The organism is Vibrio sp. 10N.261.54.A5 (genome assembly GCF_041471145.1).
GTDB classification, from domain to species: Bacteria; Pseudomonadota; Gammaproteobacteria; order Enterobacterales; family Vibrionaceae; genus Vibrio; species Vibrio crassostreae_C.
The window spans coordinates 42775-61361 of sequence record NZ_JBFRNU010000017.1; the positions used below are offsets into that span (position 1 = coordinate 42775).

The window sequence follows — 18587 nt, forward strand, 5'->3', positions numbered from 1 at the left end:
TGGTTAAAGCGATACGCATCTATATATCCTTAGTGTGCACCTTACTCTTTTTGATGCCAGCATCCTTTGTTGGTTGGGTATCTTCCAGTGATATTATTTATAATTGGATTCTGGATATGCACCTTCATCGTAAGTGTCTGTTATTGTTTTCAAAAAATCAAAGTAATGTTAAATGAAATTACTGATACGTGAGAGTGGAAGGAATAAATGTGCAACAAAAAGGGACACACTTTTCAGTATGTCCCTTTCCTTTGTTTAGCAAGATTCGAGTTTTACGTTAAATAGCCAATGGCATTTCGTTTGAGTGGTCAGGTTTACGATTAACCCAACGTAAACCAAGCATAGCGATGAATGACATAGCAATCATCAGGCAACCGAGTGGCAGTTGGTCTTGAGCTGGGAAGAACGATGCCAATAGTGTTGCGATGCCAGCACCTAGGTTTTGCATACCACCTAAAATCGCACCTCCAGTACCAGCGTGGTACGGGAATGGCGAAAGTGCCCCTGTTGTTGCTGCTGGGAATAATATGCCAGCGCCCAAGAAGTAAATTGTGGCACCGCCAATCAAAGTTAATGCTGTTGTTTGACCAAACAGACCCGGTATCAATACCACTGTTGAGCCTACCAATATCGCAACCAGACCAACATTCAATGCACGGCGCTCAGAGCGACGTTGTGCGATGTAACTAGATAAGCCTGCACCGACTAAGTAACCTGGAATAGGCAAGACAAACAGCAAGCTTACTGTGGTTGCCGGTAAGCCAAGTACGCCACCAAGCAACACACCTGCCGCTGCTTCAAATACGGCTACACCAGCAAAGGTTGCGACTAATACCAATAAGAAACCTTGGAAACGTTTATCAGACAGAACGAACTTGTAGCTGTTGGCAACCGATTCATGCTTGCGTCGTTCTTTCGGCAGTGTTTCCATCATGCTCGTCATCATAGTGATCACAACAGCAATACCAAACAGCGCAAGGAATAAGTAGCTAGAACGCCAGCCGAAAACTTCTGTTAGGTAACCACCCAGTACAGGAGCCATCAATGGTGAGAAAATCACACACATGCTAATCAAGCTGTTTGCACGGTGCAGCTCTGCGCCTTCAAAACAGTCGCGAGTCAATGTACGAGACATCGCACCACCACAACCGATGCCCAAACCTTGGATAAAGCTGCCCGCTAAGAACCATTCATATTCGTGAGCGAACAATGCTACCAAAGTACCGATGATGTAGATGATCAAACCAATCACGATGATCGGTTTACGACCTAGGCGATCTGAAAGTGGGCCGTAAACAAATTGCGACAGACCATAAGGGATCAAGTAACACGCCATCACTGCCTGCAGCGAAGATGCCGAAACTAAGAACTCACCTGCCATATGACCGATAGAAGGCACGTACATCGTTTGAGTCATTTGACCTACGGCAGTCAGAATAGCGATTAAAAAGGTAAGTTTCGCTAATGGAAACGAGGCGGACATTTGCGTATCTCTCCAAAAATTAAGACGTAAAAAGCCTTAGCGCTCCATTAAAGGAGAGCCAAATGAATAAAGTGTTCAGGGAATCTAGGCGCGAGATATTAGAGCTTGATTGCGGGCTTAGCAATCAAAAAGTGTGAAGTTGAGTAAGATAAAAATCTATGACTTGGATTATAAAAACTAATTCGAAATTGCTGCATTTTAAAGAGGGAGAGGGTGGAGTGGGCTTCCTTTAAATATCTATGTTCTGGCTATGTCCAAAGCGCTAAAACCTAAGCAACACAGCCAATGATTATATGAGTACATCATTTTAAATCACAGAAAAAGGAAGAAAACACGCGCTATTAACATTTGTATAAACTTTCGTTTTATATGTAAGCAATTTGTGCTGTAATTATCCGCTAAGCTATTCGTCTAACTTGTTTACATTTTGTACAGCAATTCGTTGTCGATGTGATAGTTATGGTTATGGAAGTCTTTTGGCTTAAATAAGGATATTAAATGCGCTCTCTATCGGTACAGTGGAAAATAACCCTCTTAGCAGGTTGTTGTTTAATCATTACGTCACTGTCTCTTATTGGTTTCTCGATCTACAACGCAACGAGCAATCAACAAGTCATCAAATCTCAAAGTTCAGAATCAGTTATCAATAAAACTCAGCAGCTGCTGGCGTCTGTTTCTCAGCTAAACGCTCAAGAAACTCAACGTTATGTAGACGAAGCTATTTACCGCGCAGAGATGCTTGCGGCCAGTGCTCAGTTTCTAAAAAACAATGCAGACGAAAACTTTACACCAAGTGAAGAGCTTCGTACCGCCTTGGATGAAATGGTTCGTCGCTCGGTTTTAAACTTCGACTCTATTCAAGGAGCGTATCTAGTTTTCAAGCCTGACTTGCTCGATAGTGAAGATACGAATTATGTCGATGCTGATTATGTTGGTTCTAACGAAAAAGGTCGTTTTGCTCCTTACTGGAAGGTGGCAGATAACGGTGAAAATGTTCTAGCGAACGTTCTTTCAGAATCTATCTTGAATGATGACAGCAATAGCGAACGTTTTTACTGTCCTTTGTCTTCAGGGCAAACGTGTATTAGTACGCCGAGAGTCGTGAACAGCGGTGGTGTAGCACTACTTACGTCCTCTATTTCAGTCCCTATTTTGGTTGACGACGTTGCTATTGGTTTTCTTGGTATTGATCTAAGACTTGATGGTTTAACGAGTGTGATTACTCAATCTGACCAGAGCTTGTTTAACGGTGCGGGTAAAGCTTACGTGGTTAGTCTAGATGGTTCGGTCATCGCTTCTGATGATTCAAGCATTGCAGTCGGTTCAACTTTCCAAAGTGGCAATACAAACAGTGATTTAATGACCGACTTTATCTTTGGTGGTGAAGTGACAACGCAATGGAGCGAGAACGGTGAGTGGTTACTTGCCTTTGCACCTGTTGTTGCAGCTAACCAAACTTGGGGGGTGTTGTTTGAGATCCCAAGAGACAGTGTCGTCGCTGACGCAAATAAATTGGATTCCATCATTAGCACTAAGCTAAGTGAAGGCATCAAAACAGAAGTGATCGCCGGTACAGTGTTTATTATCTTTGGCTTAGCCATTATCGCGTTTGCCTCGTTGTCTATTGTGAAGCCGATTCGTCAGGTTGTGGAAAGGTTGAATGACATCGCTTCAGGTGAAGGTGATTTGACGCAGCGCTTGGAAGTGAAGTCTCAAGATGAAATCGGTCAGTTGTCAAAAGGATTTAACCTGTTCCTAGATAAGCTGCAACACACAATCAAAGAAGTCATTCACACCACAGAACAAGTGGCAAATACTACCAGCCAAGCGAAAGCATCAGCATCAAGTACTCGTGAAAGCAGCGAGTCTCAATTTAAAGAAGTGGATCTAGTCGCGACAGCGGCCGAAGAGATGACTCAAACTGCGGGCTTAGTGGTACAAAATGCAGAAGTGGCCGTTGATGCAGCGTGCGAAGCGAATCGTTCTGCTCAACAAGGGCAACAAGTCATCGAACTTTCAGCAGGTGAAATGAGAAAGCTGGTGGAGCGTATGTCGAGTGCTGTTCCTATTGTTGAAGAATTGGCAAAAAATAACGGAAACATCACCGAGATCTTAAGTGTGATTGAAGGGATCTCTGAGCAAACTAACTTACTGGCATTGAACGCGGCGATTGAAGCGGCTCGTGCTGGCGAACAAGGTCGAGGTTTTGCTGTTGTTGCGGATGAGGTAAGAAACCTCGCAAGTCGCACCCAGTCATCGGTTGGTGAGATCAGAGCGGTGATCGACAAGGTTCATGCTGGAACTCAAGATGTCGTTGAAGCAATACAAGAAGGCAATATCCTAGCTAACGATACAGCACTACACGTTCAGAAAGCAGTTGAAGATCTGGGGTCGATCTTTACTTCTATTGAGGCGATCAGTGATATGAACAGTCAGATCGTTCGAGCAGCCGAAGAGCAACAATCGGTTTCCGGTGAAGTAAATCAAAGCGTGGTTAATATTCGCGATTTGAGTGCGAAGATCTTGGAGCAAGCCGCGGCTTCTGAGCAAGTCGGCAATGAAATTGACCAACTGTCTCAACAACAACAGAAGTTGGTCAATCAGTTCAAGGTATAAGCATTAAGCCTTAACCAGTTCTTGAATAGAAAAAGGGACAAATGAAGATTTCATTTGTCCCTTTTTTAATTGTTTATTTAGAGGCTATGCAATAACCAGCGGTTGACGCTGCTTACTCTTCGATAAACCAGTAGCCTTTGTTGACCAATTCAGTCACGACAGTTATACCCGAAGGAGATAGGGCAGTAGCCGAGGTAATCATGGTCTCATCGCAAAGTATGTTGAGTAACGAAGAATCCGCTTCATCAACCTTAACCACTTCGCCATTGATGTAAGCAGTGTTGCTTTCATTTTCGTGGTAGAGCGCCTTTAAGCCTGATACTCGGTGAATCTCACCTTCAGACTCTAAGTGTTGAGCGATCTCTTCTTGAGTCCATAGTGGCTCTGGAGCAACGATATCAAGCTGGTGGCGTGATTGGCTTAGCAGACAACCCATGAATTCACTGATGGTTTCAGGTTGCTCTAGTGCAGATTTCAACATGTCTGTGAGATTGCTTAAATCCGATGAACGAATTTTTCCGTAGCCTTCTTGCATTTTGAATTCTGGATCGTGCAGGTGTACGTCACCCATATCATGAGCAAGCACAAAATCGGCAAAGTTGCTGATCAGTTCTTGTTCTTTAGGCGAGCGGTAGCCAATAGAGTAGCTCATTGACGGCTCTAACGTGCTCCCTTCATGTGGGAAACCTGGTGGGATATAAAGGATATCGCCCGGCTCTAAAGTTTCATCAATGATTGGGTCAAAACCTTCAATTTGACGAAGTGCAGACGCTTGAACAGTCTCTTTGTATTGGCCAACATCTTTAGCGCCAACCTTCCATTGACGTTTGCCTTGACCTTGAATGATGAAGACATCGTATTGATCAATATGTGGGCCTACGCCGCCTTCAGGTGCTGAGTAGCAGATCATGAGATCGTCGAATAACCAGTTTGGTAACGCTTGGAACGCCTCAGTCAGCTGATTTGCGCCTTGGTGCCAGTGGTTCGCTGCTTGAACGATCAGTTGCCAATGAGTTTCGGTTAATTCGCCAAACTTTTCTTCAGAGAATGGGCCGTGTTCTGCAGTCCACTGATTGTCGAGGTTAGAGACAAAGCGAGAATCCACTTCTTCTTCCATCGATAAACCAGCAAGTTCTTCCGGCGAAATTGGGTCGACGAAGTTTTGGAAGCCACCCTTTAAGATGGTTGGTTTTTTATGCCAGTAGTTTTCAAGAAACTCGGGCATAGAAAAGCTGAGTTGGTGCATGTGAATCCTGTATATTTTTATGCTAGATGCTAGATGCTAGATGCTAGATGCTAGATGCTAGTTTGGCTTGTAAATCTTGCTGGACAATTTTGATTGCTTCTAACGCGACTTTTGGATCGATTTCGTTGCTTTCGAGCAGATAGATCAGGTCGACAGCTAACTTAACTTCTTCTGGTGCGTTATCCAGTGGTGATGGTGTGTTATCAGTGTTCATTTCGCTTAGGGTTCTCTAAGTTAATCAGTCTCTCAATATTTTTCATTGAGTCTTCACAGCGTTCTAATCGCTCTTTTGCTAACTGCCAAGCCTCTTCCGCTTTTTTCTTACTGTGGCGAGGCGCAGAATCAAACGTTAACTTTCGTACTCGTACTAAATCGACCAATCGCTTTTGCCAGTCTTGGTGCTGGGCGAGTTCGTTGTATAGGTCGTTCAGGGTTTTCCCTGACTTGCTTTTTCGGTCCAAGCGTAAATCGTGGTTGGCTAACTCTCTTTGGATTGCTGCAATCTGATTGGTCAGCTTTTCTGTCAGGTAGTTGGCTCTGGACGCGGTCAGTTGATTTGAGGTTTGTTCACGTACAATGGTGCGGTACGTTGCCTGAGTTTCAAGTGCATAGGGAAGCAAAACAGAGGCGCCGCATTTAAATAAGGCTCGGTCAAACAAGGCTTGATGATAAGCCCCTCGAGATTTGTCAACCTGCGAGCAATGGCCAATCAAGGTATCAATAACACTTTTTAGCTTTGAAAATTGATTCATTTCACTTCCCGTTGGCTACTGCCTATAAGTTCACAAACCAAGCTTCGTATGCCAGTTTAATTGCAAGTACGCTTACAACTGTAACAAACACAGGTCTTATAAATGTAGCACCGAACCGAATAGCAGAGTGAGCGCCAACAAATGCACCGGCCATCAAACAAAGGCCCATGGTTAAACCTAGAACCCAATCAATATGACCAAGAATCGCGAAGGTCACCAAAGAGGTAAAGTTACTGGTAAAGTTCATGGCTTTGGATAGACCAGAGGCAAGTAAGATGTTTAAGCGATAAAGCGCCATAGAGCTTACCGTCCAAAACGCGCCAGTTCCTGGGCCAGCAACCCCATCATAAAAGCCAAGAATGAATCCTTGGTACTTTTGTTTTCTCTTAAGCACAGGACATGGCTTAGGAGACACATTATGGCTCACATCTGGAGTCTTATGAAAAATGGTATAGACCGCTGCGGCAAGAATGACTAACGGCAATACCTTCTCTAACCACTCGGTGCTAATGGCATCAACAGTGAGTGTGCCGATGGTCGCACCTATTAAAGTAGATATGAATGCATTGACCCAACACTCAGGCTTGAACAGCTTTTTACGGTAGTAAGTGAATGCAGCTGTAGATGAAGCGAAAGTCGCTGCAAGCTTGTTAGTACCCAATGCGATGTGTGGCGGTAAACCAAGTGACAGTAAAGCTGGAACGGTTAACATCCCTCCGCCACCTGCGACAGCATCAATAAAGCCTGCTGCAAATGCAACCAGAGCAAGTATGACCAACATGGTTGGCTCAATCATTTCCATAAATAGCTAGTGTTCTCGTTATCGGCTGATAGGGCAGCCACATGAAAAATCTATGGATTAGTCATGTTGGGTTGTGAATGCAAGGGCCTAGCGATGAAGGCCCATAACTACCTCAAGGGCAGGGGATATTAGTATTTTATTGTTCTTTTAAAAGGCGGTAGTGAATCGAGTAGGGACTTTCCGTATCGCTTCGTTACTATGCGTCTATCAAGGATCGTGACTTTACCAGAATCTCTTTCCTTACGCAGTAGTCTACCCACAGATTGAATAAGCTTTTTACTCGCATCTGGAACAGTAATCTGCATAAAAGGGTTACCACCGCGTGATTCAATATATTCTGAATGTGCTTGCTCTACGGGAGAGGTAGGAACACCAAAAGGAATCTTGGTAATAACGAGGTTTTCAAGAAGCTCACCCGGTAGATCAAGACCTTCAGAAAAGCTGCCAGTTCCAAAAAGAACGCTGGTTTTACCTTGGTCTATTAGCTTTTTATGTTTTTTTAGAATTTCAGTTCGTGAAGTATCGCCTTGAACCTGCAATGCCCACGACTTTTTAACGAAATCTGTTGTTAAAGCCTCTGCAACTTTGTTCATTTGCCAGTAAGAAGAGAATAGAACGAGATTGGCTTTTTTGTCTTCTATTACCTTAGGCAAAATTTCAATAAGATATTCGGTAAACTGAGGTGCTTGTGGTTCGTACTTCATTGCCGGAACGATCAACTCAGCTTGATTCTGGTAATCAAACGGTGATGCCAAAGCCAAAAATTGTACGCCATCTTCTGCTTTTTGGCTGATACCTGCTTGATGACAGAAAAAGCTGAAAGAGTTGAGCGCCCTCATGGTCGCAGATACTAATACGGCACCCACACAGCGGCTCCAGATTTGTTGATCCAGTTGCCAACCTACCTCTAGTGGCGAAACATTCACAACGAAATCGCCTTCGCTTTCTTTGTTAAGTTCGAGCCAACGAGCCAAAGGAGCACCTTTTTCTCTCTTCGGTTCAGCCATTAAGCGCCAAACTTGAGCAAGGTTCTCTGTTCTTTGTATATAGAAGCCAATTTCTGCCAGTGCCGGCTCTGCAAGCTTTGCTGAAAGCTCGCCGTCTTTAACTCGTTCCGCAATCAGGTCTGCAATCTTCGCAACTGCTTGGCTCGCCTTTTGTGTGAGTTGCTTGAGGTCTTTTGATTCATTCTCAAGCCACTCAGGTAAGTCGCCATGTTCGAAGCGATACAAGCCGTCTTCAAAGTGGTTAGCGTCAAACTGTTTACTCATTTGAGTCAGGGTAGGGATCAGCTGTTGCACTGAGTCTTGCAGCTCATTTCGAAATCGATGGACACGTTTCTCGTCAGCGAGGCCTGAAAGCTTAGTGATTGATTGATTCAAACGCTCCAACCACGATGCTGCGCCTTTTAAGCTCGCAGCCGCAGAAGAGTGATCTCTGGCTACATGCGGTAAATGGTGAGCTTCATCGAATATATAGATGCTATTTTCTGGTTCAGGCAGTATCACGCCGCCGCCTAAGTCTGCATCAGCCATCACTAAACTGTGATTGGCGATAATCACGTCTGCTTTATCTAGCTCTGAGCGAGCTTTCTGGAAAGGGCAGTCTCTATGCGTAGGCATACTGTTGTTACAGCTGTGCTTATCGCTGACAATCATCTGCCAAATCATGTTGTCGATGGGTTTTGGCCACGAATCACGGTCACCATCCCATTTACCTTGGGTTAGGCTACGATACATGGTTTGAAGTTGGTCGATATCCTTCTTCTTTGGCTTAGATTCGAACATGGCCATTTGTCCGCCATCAACCCCGCAGGCAGCGGCTAGCTTTTCGGAACAACAATAACGCTGTCTGCCCTTCGCTAATATGAAAGAAAACTCTCGATCAGTCAGTCTTCTATATAGAGGGAGATCTTTATTGACGAGCTGTTCTTGTAGCGCAACCGTCGCCGTTGATATGACTATTTTTCGGTTATTGAGCACAGCGACAGGAATAGTTGCCATTAAATAAGCCAGTGATTTCCCGATCCCGGTTCCCGCTTCTGCAACAATCATGCGATTACTTTTGTGGTATTGACCACAAAGTGTCTTCGCTATTTCTGCAACAAGGTAATTTTGAGCACGTCGAGGTACAAAGTTGTCCAACTGATCTTGGAGGTTTTGATAACTGGTGCGAATAGATTTTTGAATTTTAGTAGTTAGCATACTGTGACCTACGTAACGGAGCGAGGATAGTAGCACATATCACTAGTCGGTACATTTACGGTGAAATAGCTTGCTTTTGAATCAAAGGTAGATCTTGTTCACAAAAAAAAACTGAACCATCAGGAACTTAACTATTTTATTTATGTTGCGAAATATAAATATTAAAAAAGACTTGCTTGTAGGTGTTAAATCCTGAGATGTGGCGTTTTTACAAGTTGTTTGTGGTGTTAAATGCTGTTTTGTTCTTTTTTTGGATTATTATATTTCCTGATAAAACTAAGGATAAGCTGCTCGTAAAACTATGAAAAAAAATGTAAGTGGTTGATTTTGATTGCTTTGTGTTTTTTTTAGGTTTGTTTTTAGTTTATTTGACACGCAGGATAATCTTTTGCAATCTAGACCTCGAAATTTAGTGACGGTGATTAACCAACAAAGAGTGGTAATGACCAGTCATAAAAATAAAAGGGAACCGGGCAAGGATCTCCCATTCTTAGAAAAGGCAGTGGATTTATTATGAAAAAGACTCTATTAGCACTTGCAGTTGTTGCAGCAGCAGGCTCAGTAAACGCAGCGGAAATTTATAAATCAGAAGACGGCGCAGTAGACTTTTACGGTCAACTACGTACAGAGCTTAAGTTCCTAGACGGGCAAGATGCCAAATTAGGTTCAGGTTCTTCGCGTGCTGGTGTTGACGCTCAATATAATGTATCTGATGATCTTAAAGTTCTTGGTAAAGTAGAATTTGCATTGAAAGACAGTGGCGACATGTATGTACGTAACCACATTTTTGGCTTTAGCAGCGATCAAGCGGGAACAATCAAATTTGGTAAGCAATGGACTACATCAGATGATGTATACGGCGCTGATTACTCATACTTCTTTGGTGGTTCTGCACTGCTTTACTCTACTTTGAACGGTGCTCTTCATGACTCACAAGTAAAGTACTCTTACGATTCTGACAACTTCTGGGTAAAAGCAGGATACGGATTAGCAGAAGATGATTCTAATCAAGAGCTAGCTGAACTTTACGTTGGTTTTTCTGTTGGTGACGTAAATATCCACGTTGGTGGTGGTCAAACAACTGATGATGTAGCTGGTTCTGGTTTTACAGGCCTTGAGAACACATACTACGAAGGTACTGTTGAGTACTCTAAAGATGTTCTAACAGTTGGTGCAACTGTTGCGGCATCTTCTGTTGAATCTGCTATTGATAAAGCAGACCAAACAGGTTTCTCAGTAGCTGCTACGTATGGCGTTGCTGATAAAACAACAGTATATGGTGGTTATGAGTTCGTGTCTCAAGATCACGATTTATTAGAAGATAGCAACGTTGTTTACGTTGGTGCTGAATACAAGTACGCTAGCTGGGCACGTGTCTATGCTGAGTATGGTTATGCAGACGGTAGTACTCTAGGTTTCAACGCTCAAGGTAGTGATATGGTTGTAGCGCCTCAGACTGTTGAGGGCGAAAACAATTTCGGTATCGGTGCTCGTGTTTACTGGTAATTTGATATATTGTTAGAAAAAGCCCAACATAGAGTTGGGCTTTTTTTTGCCTATTTTTTATAAGGATGGATACAATAATGCAAAGTTTCAAATATTCTTTTTTGGGGCTGTTAGTTGCTTCTACAGTAGTTGATGCCGAAGTAATATTGGATGTCCCTGAAAATGTAAATTTACTTTCAGTAAACATGAGTGTTCCTGACTTTGAACAAGGGTTGTTTTCTGCAGATAAGACAGTGCTTTTACCTGACGGTGAAAACCAAATCGTTTTTCAATATGAACCAGTATTTGATGAAAGAGATAATCAAAGGAAAGTCTACAGTTCTGTTATTATCGCTAAATTTGAGGCAAAAAACGAAGAACTTACCTTATCTATGCCTGAGTTTAAAAACTTGCGTTCTGCTCAAGAAAACATTGGAAACTTGAATTGGGAAATTAAAAACAAGCAAGGACAAGCCTTAATCAAAAATGAAGACATTTTAGCTAGTGACGGAGTTCAACTAAATAGAAGTTATTCTGAAGAAGCTACAGAATATAATAAAGTTGGTGGTGCTGCTGCTGTAACCATGAGTTATTTAGTTGTAGAAAACCAAGTTCGTCCTGCAGTTAAGGTTAATGCTACAAGTTTAGAAGAAAACACGCTAGTAAACGCTGAAGGTTTAACGGCTAACACATCAGCTCAGGTTGTAGATAAATCGGAGTCTTTGAAACAACTTAAAGCTTTGTATCTGAGCACTTCAAAAGAAGACCGTAAAGTATTCCGTAAGTGGATGATTGACCAAGAGTAATCAATTTTTATGTGTAAAAAAGCGAGATATAATAAATATCTTGCTTTTTTATATTGCTATGAGTTAAATCTCTTTCCACTCACCAGGCTGTAGCTGCCCCACATTCATGTTGCCCATTGAATAGCGGATAAGACGTAGGGTAGGGAAGCCGATATTGGCTGTCATGCGTCTTACTTGGCGGTTACGTCCTTCAATGATTGTAATAGCCAACCATGTTGTCGGTATCGCGGCTCTGAAGCGTACTGGAGGGGTTCTATCCCACACAACAGGTTCAGACATCACCTCAACCTGAGCGGGCAGTGTCATGCCGTCTTTTAGTTCGACACCTTTTCTCAATTTATCTAAATCTTCCTCAGAAGGTGCGCCTTCAACCTGTACCCAGTAAGTCTTTGGGGATTTTGAGTTTGGTTGAGTTAGCTTAGCTTGAAAAATACCATCGTTGGTCAAGACCATTAACCCTTCGCTGTCGCGGTCAAGGCGACCTGCAGCATAAACGTCTTTCACTGGAATAAAGTCCGCTAGCGTTTTTCTCCCTTCGCCATCTGTAAATTGGCTTAGAGTATCGAAAGGCTTGTTGAACAGAATTACTTTGCGATCTTCGAGCGCAACCTTAGGTTTTGCATTGGTAGGCTTGCCTTTATATCGGTGCTTGCTTGAGTGAGATTTGTTGTGCGAATTGCCAGTGTTATTCTTATCACTGTTTCGGCTTTGTCTATTACCGCTTTGTTTTAATGTTGCACCAGAACGAGCCGGTTTGTCTGAACGAGATGCGCTGCGTGAGCGAGTAGACATGTTAACTACCTTGCAAAAATGTAAACGAAGTGTGCTGAAAAGTTTTCACTGAAACGGAATTGAGCTATCATTTGCGCGCCTAAAAGACACAAAATAGAACAAGTTGATGGACTCTTAAGCCTGATTTGTTTAATTATACCTTCGTGTTTTATTATAACAACGCACTCACGGATTTGGTTCATGCTGTCATCAAGATTGTATGAAAAATAAGATAGAGTACGACTATCGAGTAAGCAGTTTTCACTCTTAGAGTGGCTTACTGGTCAATTTATAACACGCTCACTACTTTAAATGAGCTTGTAAGAACTATAGGGAAATTTCATGCCTACTGAAAAACCAACGATCATCTATACCATTACAGACGAAGCTCCGGCGCTAGCAACATACTCTCTGCTGCCTATCATTCAATCTTTTACAGCTTCTTCTGGTATTAACGTTGATACTCGCGACATTTCACTTGCAGGGCGTATTATTGCCAACTTCCCTGACTATTTGAACGAAGAGCAACGTATTGGTGATGCATTAGCAGAACTAGGTGAATTGGCTAAGACACCAGAAGCAAACATTATCAAGCTTCCAAACATCTCTGCATCTGTACCTCAGCTTCAAGCAACAATCAAAGAGCTACAGTCAAAAGGTTACGCACTTCCTAATTACCCAGAAGAAGCAAACACTGACGAAGAGAAAGCAGTAAAAGCGACTTACGACAAAATCAAAGGCAGTGCAGTAAATCCAGTATTGCGTGAAGGTAACTCGGATCGCCGCGCTCCACTTTCTGTTAAAAACTACGCGAAGAAGAACCCACACTCAATGGGTGCTTGGTCTGCAGATTCTAAGTCGCACGTTTCAAGTATGGACGACAAAGACTTCTTCGGTAGCGAAAAGTCAGTAACCATTGAAGGTGCTACAGAAGTTAGCATTGAATTCGTTGGCAAAGATGGTGCGAAGAAAACATTGAAGCCAGCTTTTGCACTGCAAGATAAAGAGATCATTGATGCGTCAGTGATGAATAAGGCCGCTTTGGTTGCATTCTTCGAAAAAGAAATCGCATCGGCTAAAGAGCAATGTGTACTGCTTTCTCTTCACTTGAAAGCGACGATGATGAAAGTATCTGACCCAGTGATCTTTGGTCACGCGGTTAAGGTTTACTACAAAGACGTATTTGCTAAGCACGGTCAGCTGTTTGAAGAGCTAGGCGTTGATGTAAATAACGGCATCGGTGATGTCTACGCGAAGATTGATGCGCTTCCTCAAGAGCAGAAAGAAGCAATCGAAGCTGACCTGCAAGCGGTATACGAGACTCAGCCACCACTAGCGATGGTTGATTCGGACCGTGGCATTACTAACCTACACGTACCAAGCGATATCATTGTGGATGCATCTATGCCTGCAATGCTGCGTTCTTCTGGTCAAATGTGGGATCCAGAAGGTAAGCAAAAAGATACCAAAGCAATGATCCCAGATCGTAGCTACGCGAGCATTTACCAAGCGGTTATTGATTTCTGTAAAGAGAACGGCGCGTTCGATCCAACAACGATGGGTAGCGTACCAAACGTTGGTTTGATGGCTCAAAAAGCGGAAGAGTACGGTTCTCATGATAAGACTTTCATCCTTGAAGCTGCTGGTCAGGTTCAAGTTGTTGACGCTTCAGGCGCTGTGCTTCTTGAGCAAGACGTAGAGGAAGGCGATATCTTCCGTATGTGTCAGGTTAAAGATGCACCAATCCAAGACTGGGTTAAGCTTGCGGTAACGCGTGCTCGTGCATCGGGTGTTCCAGCGGTATTTTGGCTAGATGCGTCACGCGCACATGATGCTCAGCTTATCAAGAAAGTTGAAGCATACCTTCCTGAATACGATACCGATGGTCTTGAAATTAAGATCCTTGCTCCACTTGAAGCGACTCAATACTCACTGGTTCGTATCAAAGAAGGCCTAGATACTATTTCGGTTACTGGTAACGTATTACGTGATTACCTAACTGACTTGTTCCCGATTTTAGAGCTTGGTACATCAGCTAAAATGCTATCGATTGTTCCACTAATGAACGGTGGTGGTCTGTTTGAAACAGGTGCTGGCGGCTCTGCTCCTAAACATGTTCAACAAGTAGAGAAAGAAAACCACCTGCGTTGGGATTCTCTAGGTGAATTCTTGGCACTAGCGGCATCTCTAGAGCACCTGAGCGTAGTAACAGGTAACGCTAAAGCACAAGTTCTAGCTGATGCGCTTGATAAAGCGACGGGTGAGTTCCTTGATAACAACAAGTCTCCTTCACGTCGAGTAGGTGAGCTTGATAACCGTGGTAGCCACTACTATCTAGCGGCATACTGGGCTAAGGCGCTTGCTGAGCAAACGGCTGACGCTGATCTTGCTGCTGAGTTTGCAGGTGTGGCAAGTCAACTGGCTGAAAGTGAAGAAGCGATCGTTGCAGAGCTGAACAACGCTCAAGGTGTGGCTGGCGACTTAGGTGGTTACTACCTACTTGACGATGTATTGGTTTCAACACTAATGCGCCCAAGCTCAACGCTAAACGCGTTTATTGATGCATAGTGATTGGACTCATCGTTAGTCACTCATGAACGTGATTTGCTAACGAGTTGCTTAGGCTGATAGCTAAGTTATAGATAAAGTCAAAACGAAAGACGCTTTAACGATAATGTTAAAGCGTCTTTTTTCTGTCTAATACTTCTTAAGACCTAGCTTAAGGGGAGTAGCTCTTCGAGCTCATTGTCCAGTGAGCAACTTTAGAGCCCCCAAAACGAAAAAACCGCTCACGTAATCCTGTGTTACAGGTATTAAATGAGCGGTTTCAATATTCTGTTTACCTGTCAGCCGTTAATGACGACTGATGGAGGTTAACATGAGTTTGCATTCGCCTATTTTGCGGCGCTGCCTTCTACAGGAACAACGGAGCTAGCATGCGAGCCTTTAGGTCCACTTTCTACTTCATAGTCGACCTGCTGACCAGCCTTTAAGGTTCGATAACCTTCCATTTGTATTGTGGAGTAGTGCGCGAAAATATCGCCGTCTTCACCTTCTGGACAAATAAAGCCAAACCCTTTGGCATTGTTAAACCATTTTACTGTACCTGTAGCCATGCTATACATCCCTCATGCATTTTGTTACTAACGTTGTTATATCAATTGTTGTAAGTGCGATTGATATCATTCCTACCAGCTAAAGAATTTCAGCTAATAGCTTGAATCTCGTACATTGCTTACGGAAATTAACGCTACCCTGCGTAATTATTCCTTATTGTTAATTTTTGAAGCGTGTTACTGATTTTAATTCATGTTGCAAAAGTGTATTAAAAAACCTTTTAGCTCCAATGTAGCTAATGATTGAGCACAGTCAATAGTAAATTGGTATAAAAGTGATCAATTTTAATAACAAATCACATTCGAGATTAACCGCAAACTATTAACTAAATAGTAACTTAGCGGTAATCTTATCGTTAGTATCAATAGTTATGGCGTCTTTTTAATCAATCACATATGTTAATCTTGTTAATCGAGATCTTTTATTTGCAGCGATGGAAATGGTGGATTAGGCTCAGTATAGAGGAATATTTTTTGGTACTGTTTCTAGGTGCAGTTTCTTAGTACACGGTAAAGCGTGAATGTGGTAAATTTGAGTTAGGTAAACACTCACGACTTCCGAAAAATAACCCTTAGCAAAGCGATATGAGCAGAAACTTTGAATGGGCATCTCCAGGCTCAGATTTACTGGAGAAAGAAGCAACAAAAGTAAAGCCACCGGCGATGTATAACGTTGTGTTGAATAACGATGACTACACGCCCATGGACTTTGTAATCGAGATCCTAGAGCGATTCTTCTCACTAGATATCGAAAAAGCAACGGAAGTGATGCTCAAGGTTCATTATGAAGGTAAAGCTATATGCGGCACATACAGTGCTGAAATAGCGGAAACAAAGGTAGCGCAGGTCACGATGTACTCAAAGGAAAATGAGCATCCGCTACTATGTACAATGGAGCAAGTATAAATTGCTCGAACAACACTGTTGTTCCCTTAGGAGGTACTTATGCTAAATAAAGAATTAGAGACGAGTTTAAATGGCGCATTTGCTCGTGCGCGAGACAAGCGACATGAATTCATGACTGTTGAACACCTCCTACTAGCATTATTAGAAAATGATGCGGCCAAGGAAGCGCTCCAAGCTTGTCAGGCTGATCTCGATGCTCTTCGCAATGAGCTCGATATTTTTATCGATCAAACGACCCCACTTATCCCTGAAAGCGATGAAACTCGCGAAACTCAGCCTACGTTGAGCTTTCAACGAGTACTTCAACGCGCTGTTTTTCATGTTCAATCTTCAGGTCGCAGCGAAGTAACAGGTGCTAACGTACTTGTGGCTATTTTTAGTGAGCAAGAATCTCACGCGGCATATCTTCTTAAGAAAAACGACATTAGTCGCTTAGATATTGTTAACTTCATCTCACACGGTATTACCAAAGCCAGCAACGAAGGCGACAGTCCTTCATCATCCGATTCATTTGGTGGTGCAGAAAATGCTGAAGAAGCTAACTCTGAAGACCGTTTAGAAAATTTTGCTACTAACCTTAACGAAGTCGCAAAGCAGGGCAATATTGACCCACTAATCGGTCGTGACAAAGAGCTAGAACGCACTATCCAAGTTCTGTGTCGTCGTCGTAAGAACAACCCTCTGTTAGTGGGTGAAGCGGGGGTAGGTAAAACTGCCATCGCGGAAGGTCTTGCATGGCGCATCGTTGAAGGACAAGTGCCTGAAATCATTCAGAGCAGCGTAATTTATTCTCTAGATATCGGTTCACTGTTAGCCGGAACCAAATATCGTGGTGACTTTGAGAAACGTTTTAAAGCGATTCTTAAGCAACTGGAGAAAGAAGAAGACGCGATTCTGTTTATCGATGAGATCCACACCATTATCGGTGCCGGGGCTGCATCGGGTGGTCAGGTTGATGCGGCAAACTTAATTAAACCACTACTAAGCAGTGGCAAATTACGTTGCATAGGTTCAACAACGTACCAAGAGTACAGCAGTATTTTTGAGAAGGAGCGTGCTTTAGCTCGTCGCTTCCAGAAAATAGATATTATTGAACCATCGCTAGACGATACGACCAAGATCCTGATTGGCTTGAAGCCAAAATACGAAGCTCACCACGAAGTGCGCTACACCAACAAAGCGTTGCGTGCCGCTGTGGAACTGTCAGCTAAATACATTAATGAACGCCACCTTCCTGATAAGGCCATTGACGTAATCGATGAAGCGGGCGCTCGTAGTCGTTTGGCACCTGCAAGCCGTCGTAAGAAAACGGTAAGCGTGGCTGATATTGAGTCAATGGTTGCGAAAATGGCGCGTATTCCTGAAAAGTCAGTATCGTCTTCAGACAAAGATACACTCCAGAAACTGGATGAGCGCATGAAAATGTTGGTATTCGGACAAGACCCTGCAATCGATGTATTGAGTGAAGCGATTAAGCTGACCCGTGCTGGATTGGGTGCAGACAATAAACCTGTTGGTTCATTCTTGTTTGCTGGTCCTACTGGTGTCGGTAAAACAGAGGTGACTGTTCAGCTGTCTAAGTTGATGGGTATTGAGCTTCTGCGCTTTGATATGTCTGAGTACGGTGAGCGACACTCAGTGAGCCGCTTGATTGGTGCGCCTCCTGGTTATGTTGGTTACGACCAAGGTGGTTTGCTAACGGATGCCGTAATCAAGAACCCGCACTCTGTTGTGTTACTGGATGAAATCGAGAAAGCTCACCCAGATATCTTTAACTTGCTACTGCAGGTAATGGATAACGGCACGCTAACTGACAACAATGGTCGCAAAGCGGACTTCCGTAATGTGATTCTAGTGATGACGACCAACGCAGGTGTGGCTGAAACCGAGAAGAAATCGATCGGCCTGATCCAACAAGATCATGCGCCAGATGCGATGGGCGAAATCAAGAAGGTATTTACTCCTGAGTTCCGTAACCGTCTTGATAATATCATTTGGTTCAACAGCCTTGACCCAAGTGTGATTAGCCAAGTAGTTGATAAGTTCATTGTCGAGCTTCAGGTTCAACTGGACGCTCGTGGCGTGTCTTTAGAGGTTTCTGAGGATGCTCGTCACTGGTTAGCTGATAAAGGCTATGACAAGACCATGGGTGCTCGTCCAATGGGACGTGTTATTCAAGAGAAGCTTAAGAAACCACTTGCTAACGAGTTACTGTTCGGTAGCTTGGTTGATGGCGGTACGGTTAAAGTATCCCTGAAAAAAGACGAATTGGATTTCATCTATGTTGGTGCTAAAGAAGAGGTCATGCACTAACGAAGTGATTGATAAATCAAAGGCTTAAATATAAAACGCATGACTTAGGTTGTGCGTTTTTTTATGCTTGCGAGATGCGAGATGCGA

Annotated in this window: 14 protein-coding genes; 6 read left to right on the forward strand and 8 right to left on the reverse strand. The window is 43.3% G+C overall.

Annotated features, from left to right (window positions below; translation table 11 throughout):
* Window positions 1-277: 277 nt before the first annotated feature.
* Window positions 278-1483, reverse strand: coding sequence for a multidrug efflux MFS transporter EmrD (gene emrD / locus AB4329_RS04520; protein WP_017065927.1), 1206 nt, complete (start codon window positions 1481-1483; stop codon window positions 278-280).
* A gap of 498 nt (window positions 1484-1981) precedes the next feature.
* Between emrD and AB4329_RS04525 the strand changes: the two genes are divergently transcribed.
* Window positions 1982-4099: a methyl-accepting chemotaxis protein gene (locus AB4329_RS04525; protein WP_372137720.1), complete on the forward strand. Its 2118-nt coding sequence runs from the start codon at window positions 1982-1984 to the stop codon at window positions 4097-4099.
* A gap of 112 nt (window positions 4100-4211) precedes the next feature.
* Here AB4329_RS04525 and AB4329_RS04530 read toward each other — a convergent pair whose 3' ends face one another.
* The 5 genes from AB4329_RS04530 to dinG all read right to left on the reverse strand — a co-directional run bounded on the left by AB4329_RS04530 (window position 4212) and on the right by dinG (window position 9103).
* On the reverse strand, window positions 4212-5345 hold the full coding sequence (locus tag AB4329_RS04530; protein ID WP_372137722.1) for a JmjC domain-containing protein: 1134 nt from the start codon (window positions 5343-5345) through the stop codon (window positions 4212-4214).
* A gap of 43 nt (window positions 5346-5388) precedes the next feature.
* Entirely contained in the window at window positions 5389-5559 is a 171-nt protein-coding gene (rsmS, locus tag AB4329_RS04535) for a pleiotropic regulatory protein RsmS (protein WP_017055021.1), read from the reverse strand.
* Window positions 5549-6097 carry a primosomal replication protein gene (locus AB4329_RS04540; RefSeq protein WP_017062115.1) on the reverse strand — a complete coding sequence of 183 codons (549 nt, stop codon included), beginning with the start codon at window positions 6095-6097 and terminating at the stop codon, window positions 5549-5551. Before AB4329_RS04540 ends, rsmS begins: the two co-directional genes overlap by 11 nt.
* 22 nt (window positions 6098-6119) lie before the next feature.
* Window positions 6120-6899, reverse strand: coding sequence for a TSUP family transporter (locus tag AB4329_RS04545; RefSeq protein ID WP_017062114.1), 780 nt, complete (start codon window positions 6897-6899; stop codon window positions 6120-6122).
* Window positions 6900-7027: 128 nt separating this feature from the next.
* Window positions 7028-9103, reverse strand: coding sequence for an ATP-dependent DNA helicase DinG (dinG, locus tag AB4329_RS04550; RefSeq protein ID WP_136978344.1), 2076 nt, complete (start codon window positions 9101-9103; stop codon window positions 7028-7030).
* A 513-nt stretch (window positions 9104-9616) separates the two neighbouring features.
* On the opposite strand from dinG, the gene AB4329_RS04555 reads away from it, so the two are divergent.
* Both AB4329_RS04555 and AB4329_RS04560 read left to right on the forward strand, forming a co-directional pair.
* Window positions 9617-10609: a porin gene (locus AB4329_RS04555; protein ID WP_372137723.1), complete on the forward strand. Its 993-nt coding sequence runs from the start codon at window positions 9617-9619 to the stop codon at window positions 10607-10609.
* 77 nt (window positions 10610-10686) lie between these two features.
* Entirely contained in the window at window positions 10687-11394 is a 708-nt protein-coding gene (locus AB4329_RS04560; protein ID WP_017062111.1) for a DUF2057 family protein, read from the forward strand.
* 63 nt (window positions 11395-11457) lie between these two features.
* On the opposite strand, the gene AB4329_RS04565 is transcribed toward AB4329_RS04560, so the two are convergent.
* Window positions 11458-12186, reverse strand: a complete 729-nt coding sequence (locus AB4329_RS04565) for a pseudouridine synthase (RefSeq protein WP_372137725.1) — start codon at window positions 12184-12186, stop codon at window positions 11458-11460.
* A gap of 321 nt (window positions 12187-12507) precedes the next feature.
* Between AB4329_RS04565 and AB4329_RS04570 the strand changes: the two genes are divergently transcribed.
* Window positions 12508-14733, forward strand: a complete 2226-nt coding sequence (locus tag AB4329_RS04570; RefSeq protein WP_372137727.1) for an NADP-dependent isocitrate dehydrogenase — start codon at window positions 12508-12510, stop codon at window positions 14731-14733.
* 326 nt (window positions 14734-15059) lie between these two features.
* On the opposite strand, the gene cspD is transcribed toward AB4329_RS04570, so the two are convergent.
* Complete coding sequence (cspD, locus tag AB4329_RS04575) at window positions 15060-15281, reverse strand: cold shock domain-containing protein CspD (RefSeq protein WP_004736548.1); 222 nt, start codon at window positions 15279-15281, stop codon at window positions 15060-15062.
* Window positions 15282-15866: 585 nt separating this feature from the next.
* Between cspD and clpS the strand changes: the two genes are divergently transcribed.
* Window positions 15867-16187 carry an ATP-dependent Clp protease adapter ClpS gene (gene clpS / locus AB4329_RS04580; protein ID WP_004737430.1) on the forward strand — a complete coding sequence of 107 codons (321 nt, stop codon included), beginning with the start codon at window positions 15867-15869 and terminating at the stop codon, window positions 16185-16187.
* A 39-nt stretch (window positions 16188-16226) separates the two neighbouring features.
* Window positions 16227-18500, forward strand: coding sequence for an ATP-dependent Clp protease ATP-binding subunit ClpA (gene clpA, locus AB4329_RS04585; protein WP_017062108.1), 2274 nt, complete (start codon window positions 16227-16229; stop codon window positions 18498-18500).
* The last annotated feature ends 87 nt before the right edge of the window (window positions 18501-18587 follow it).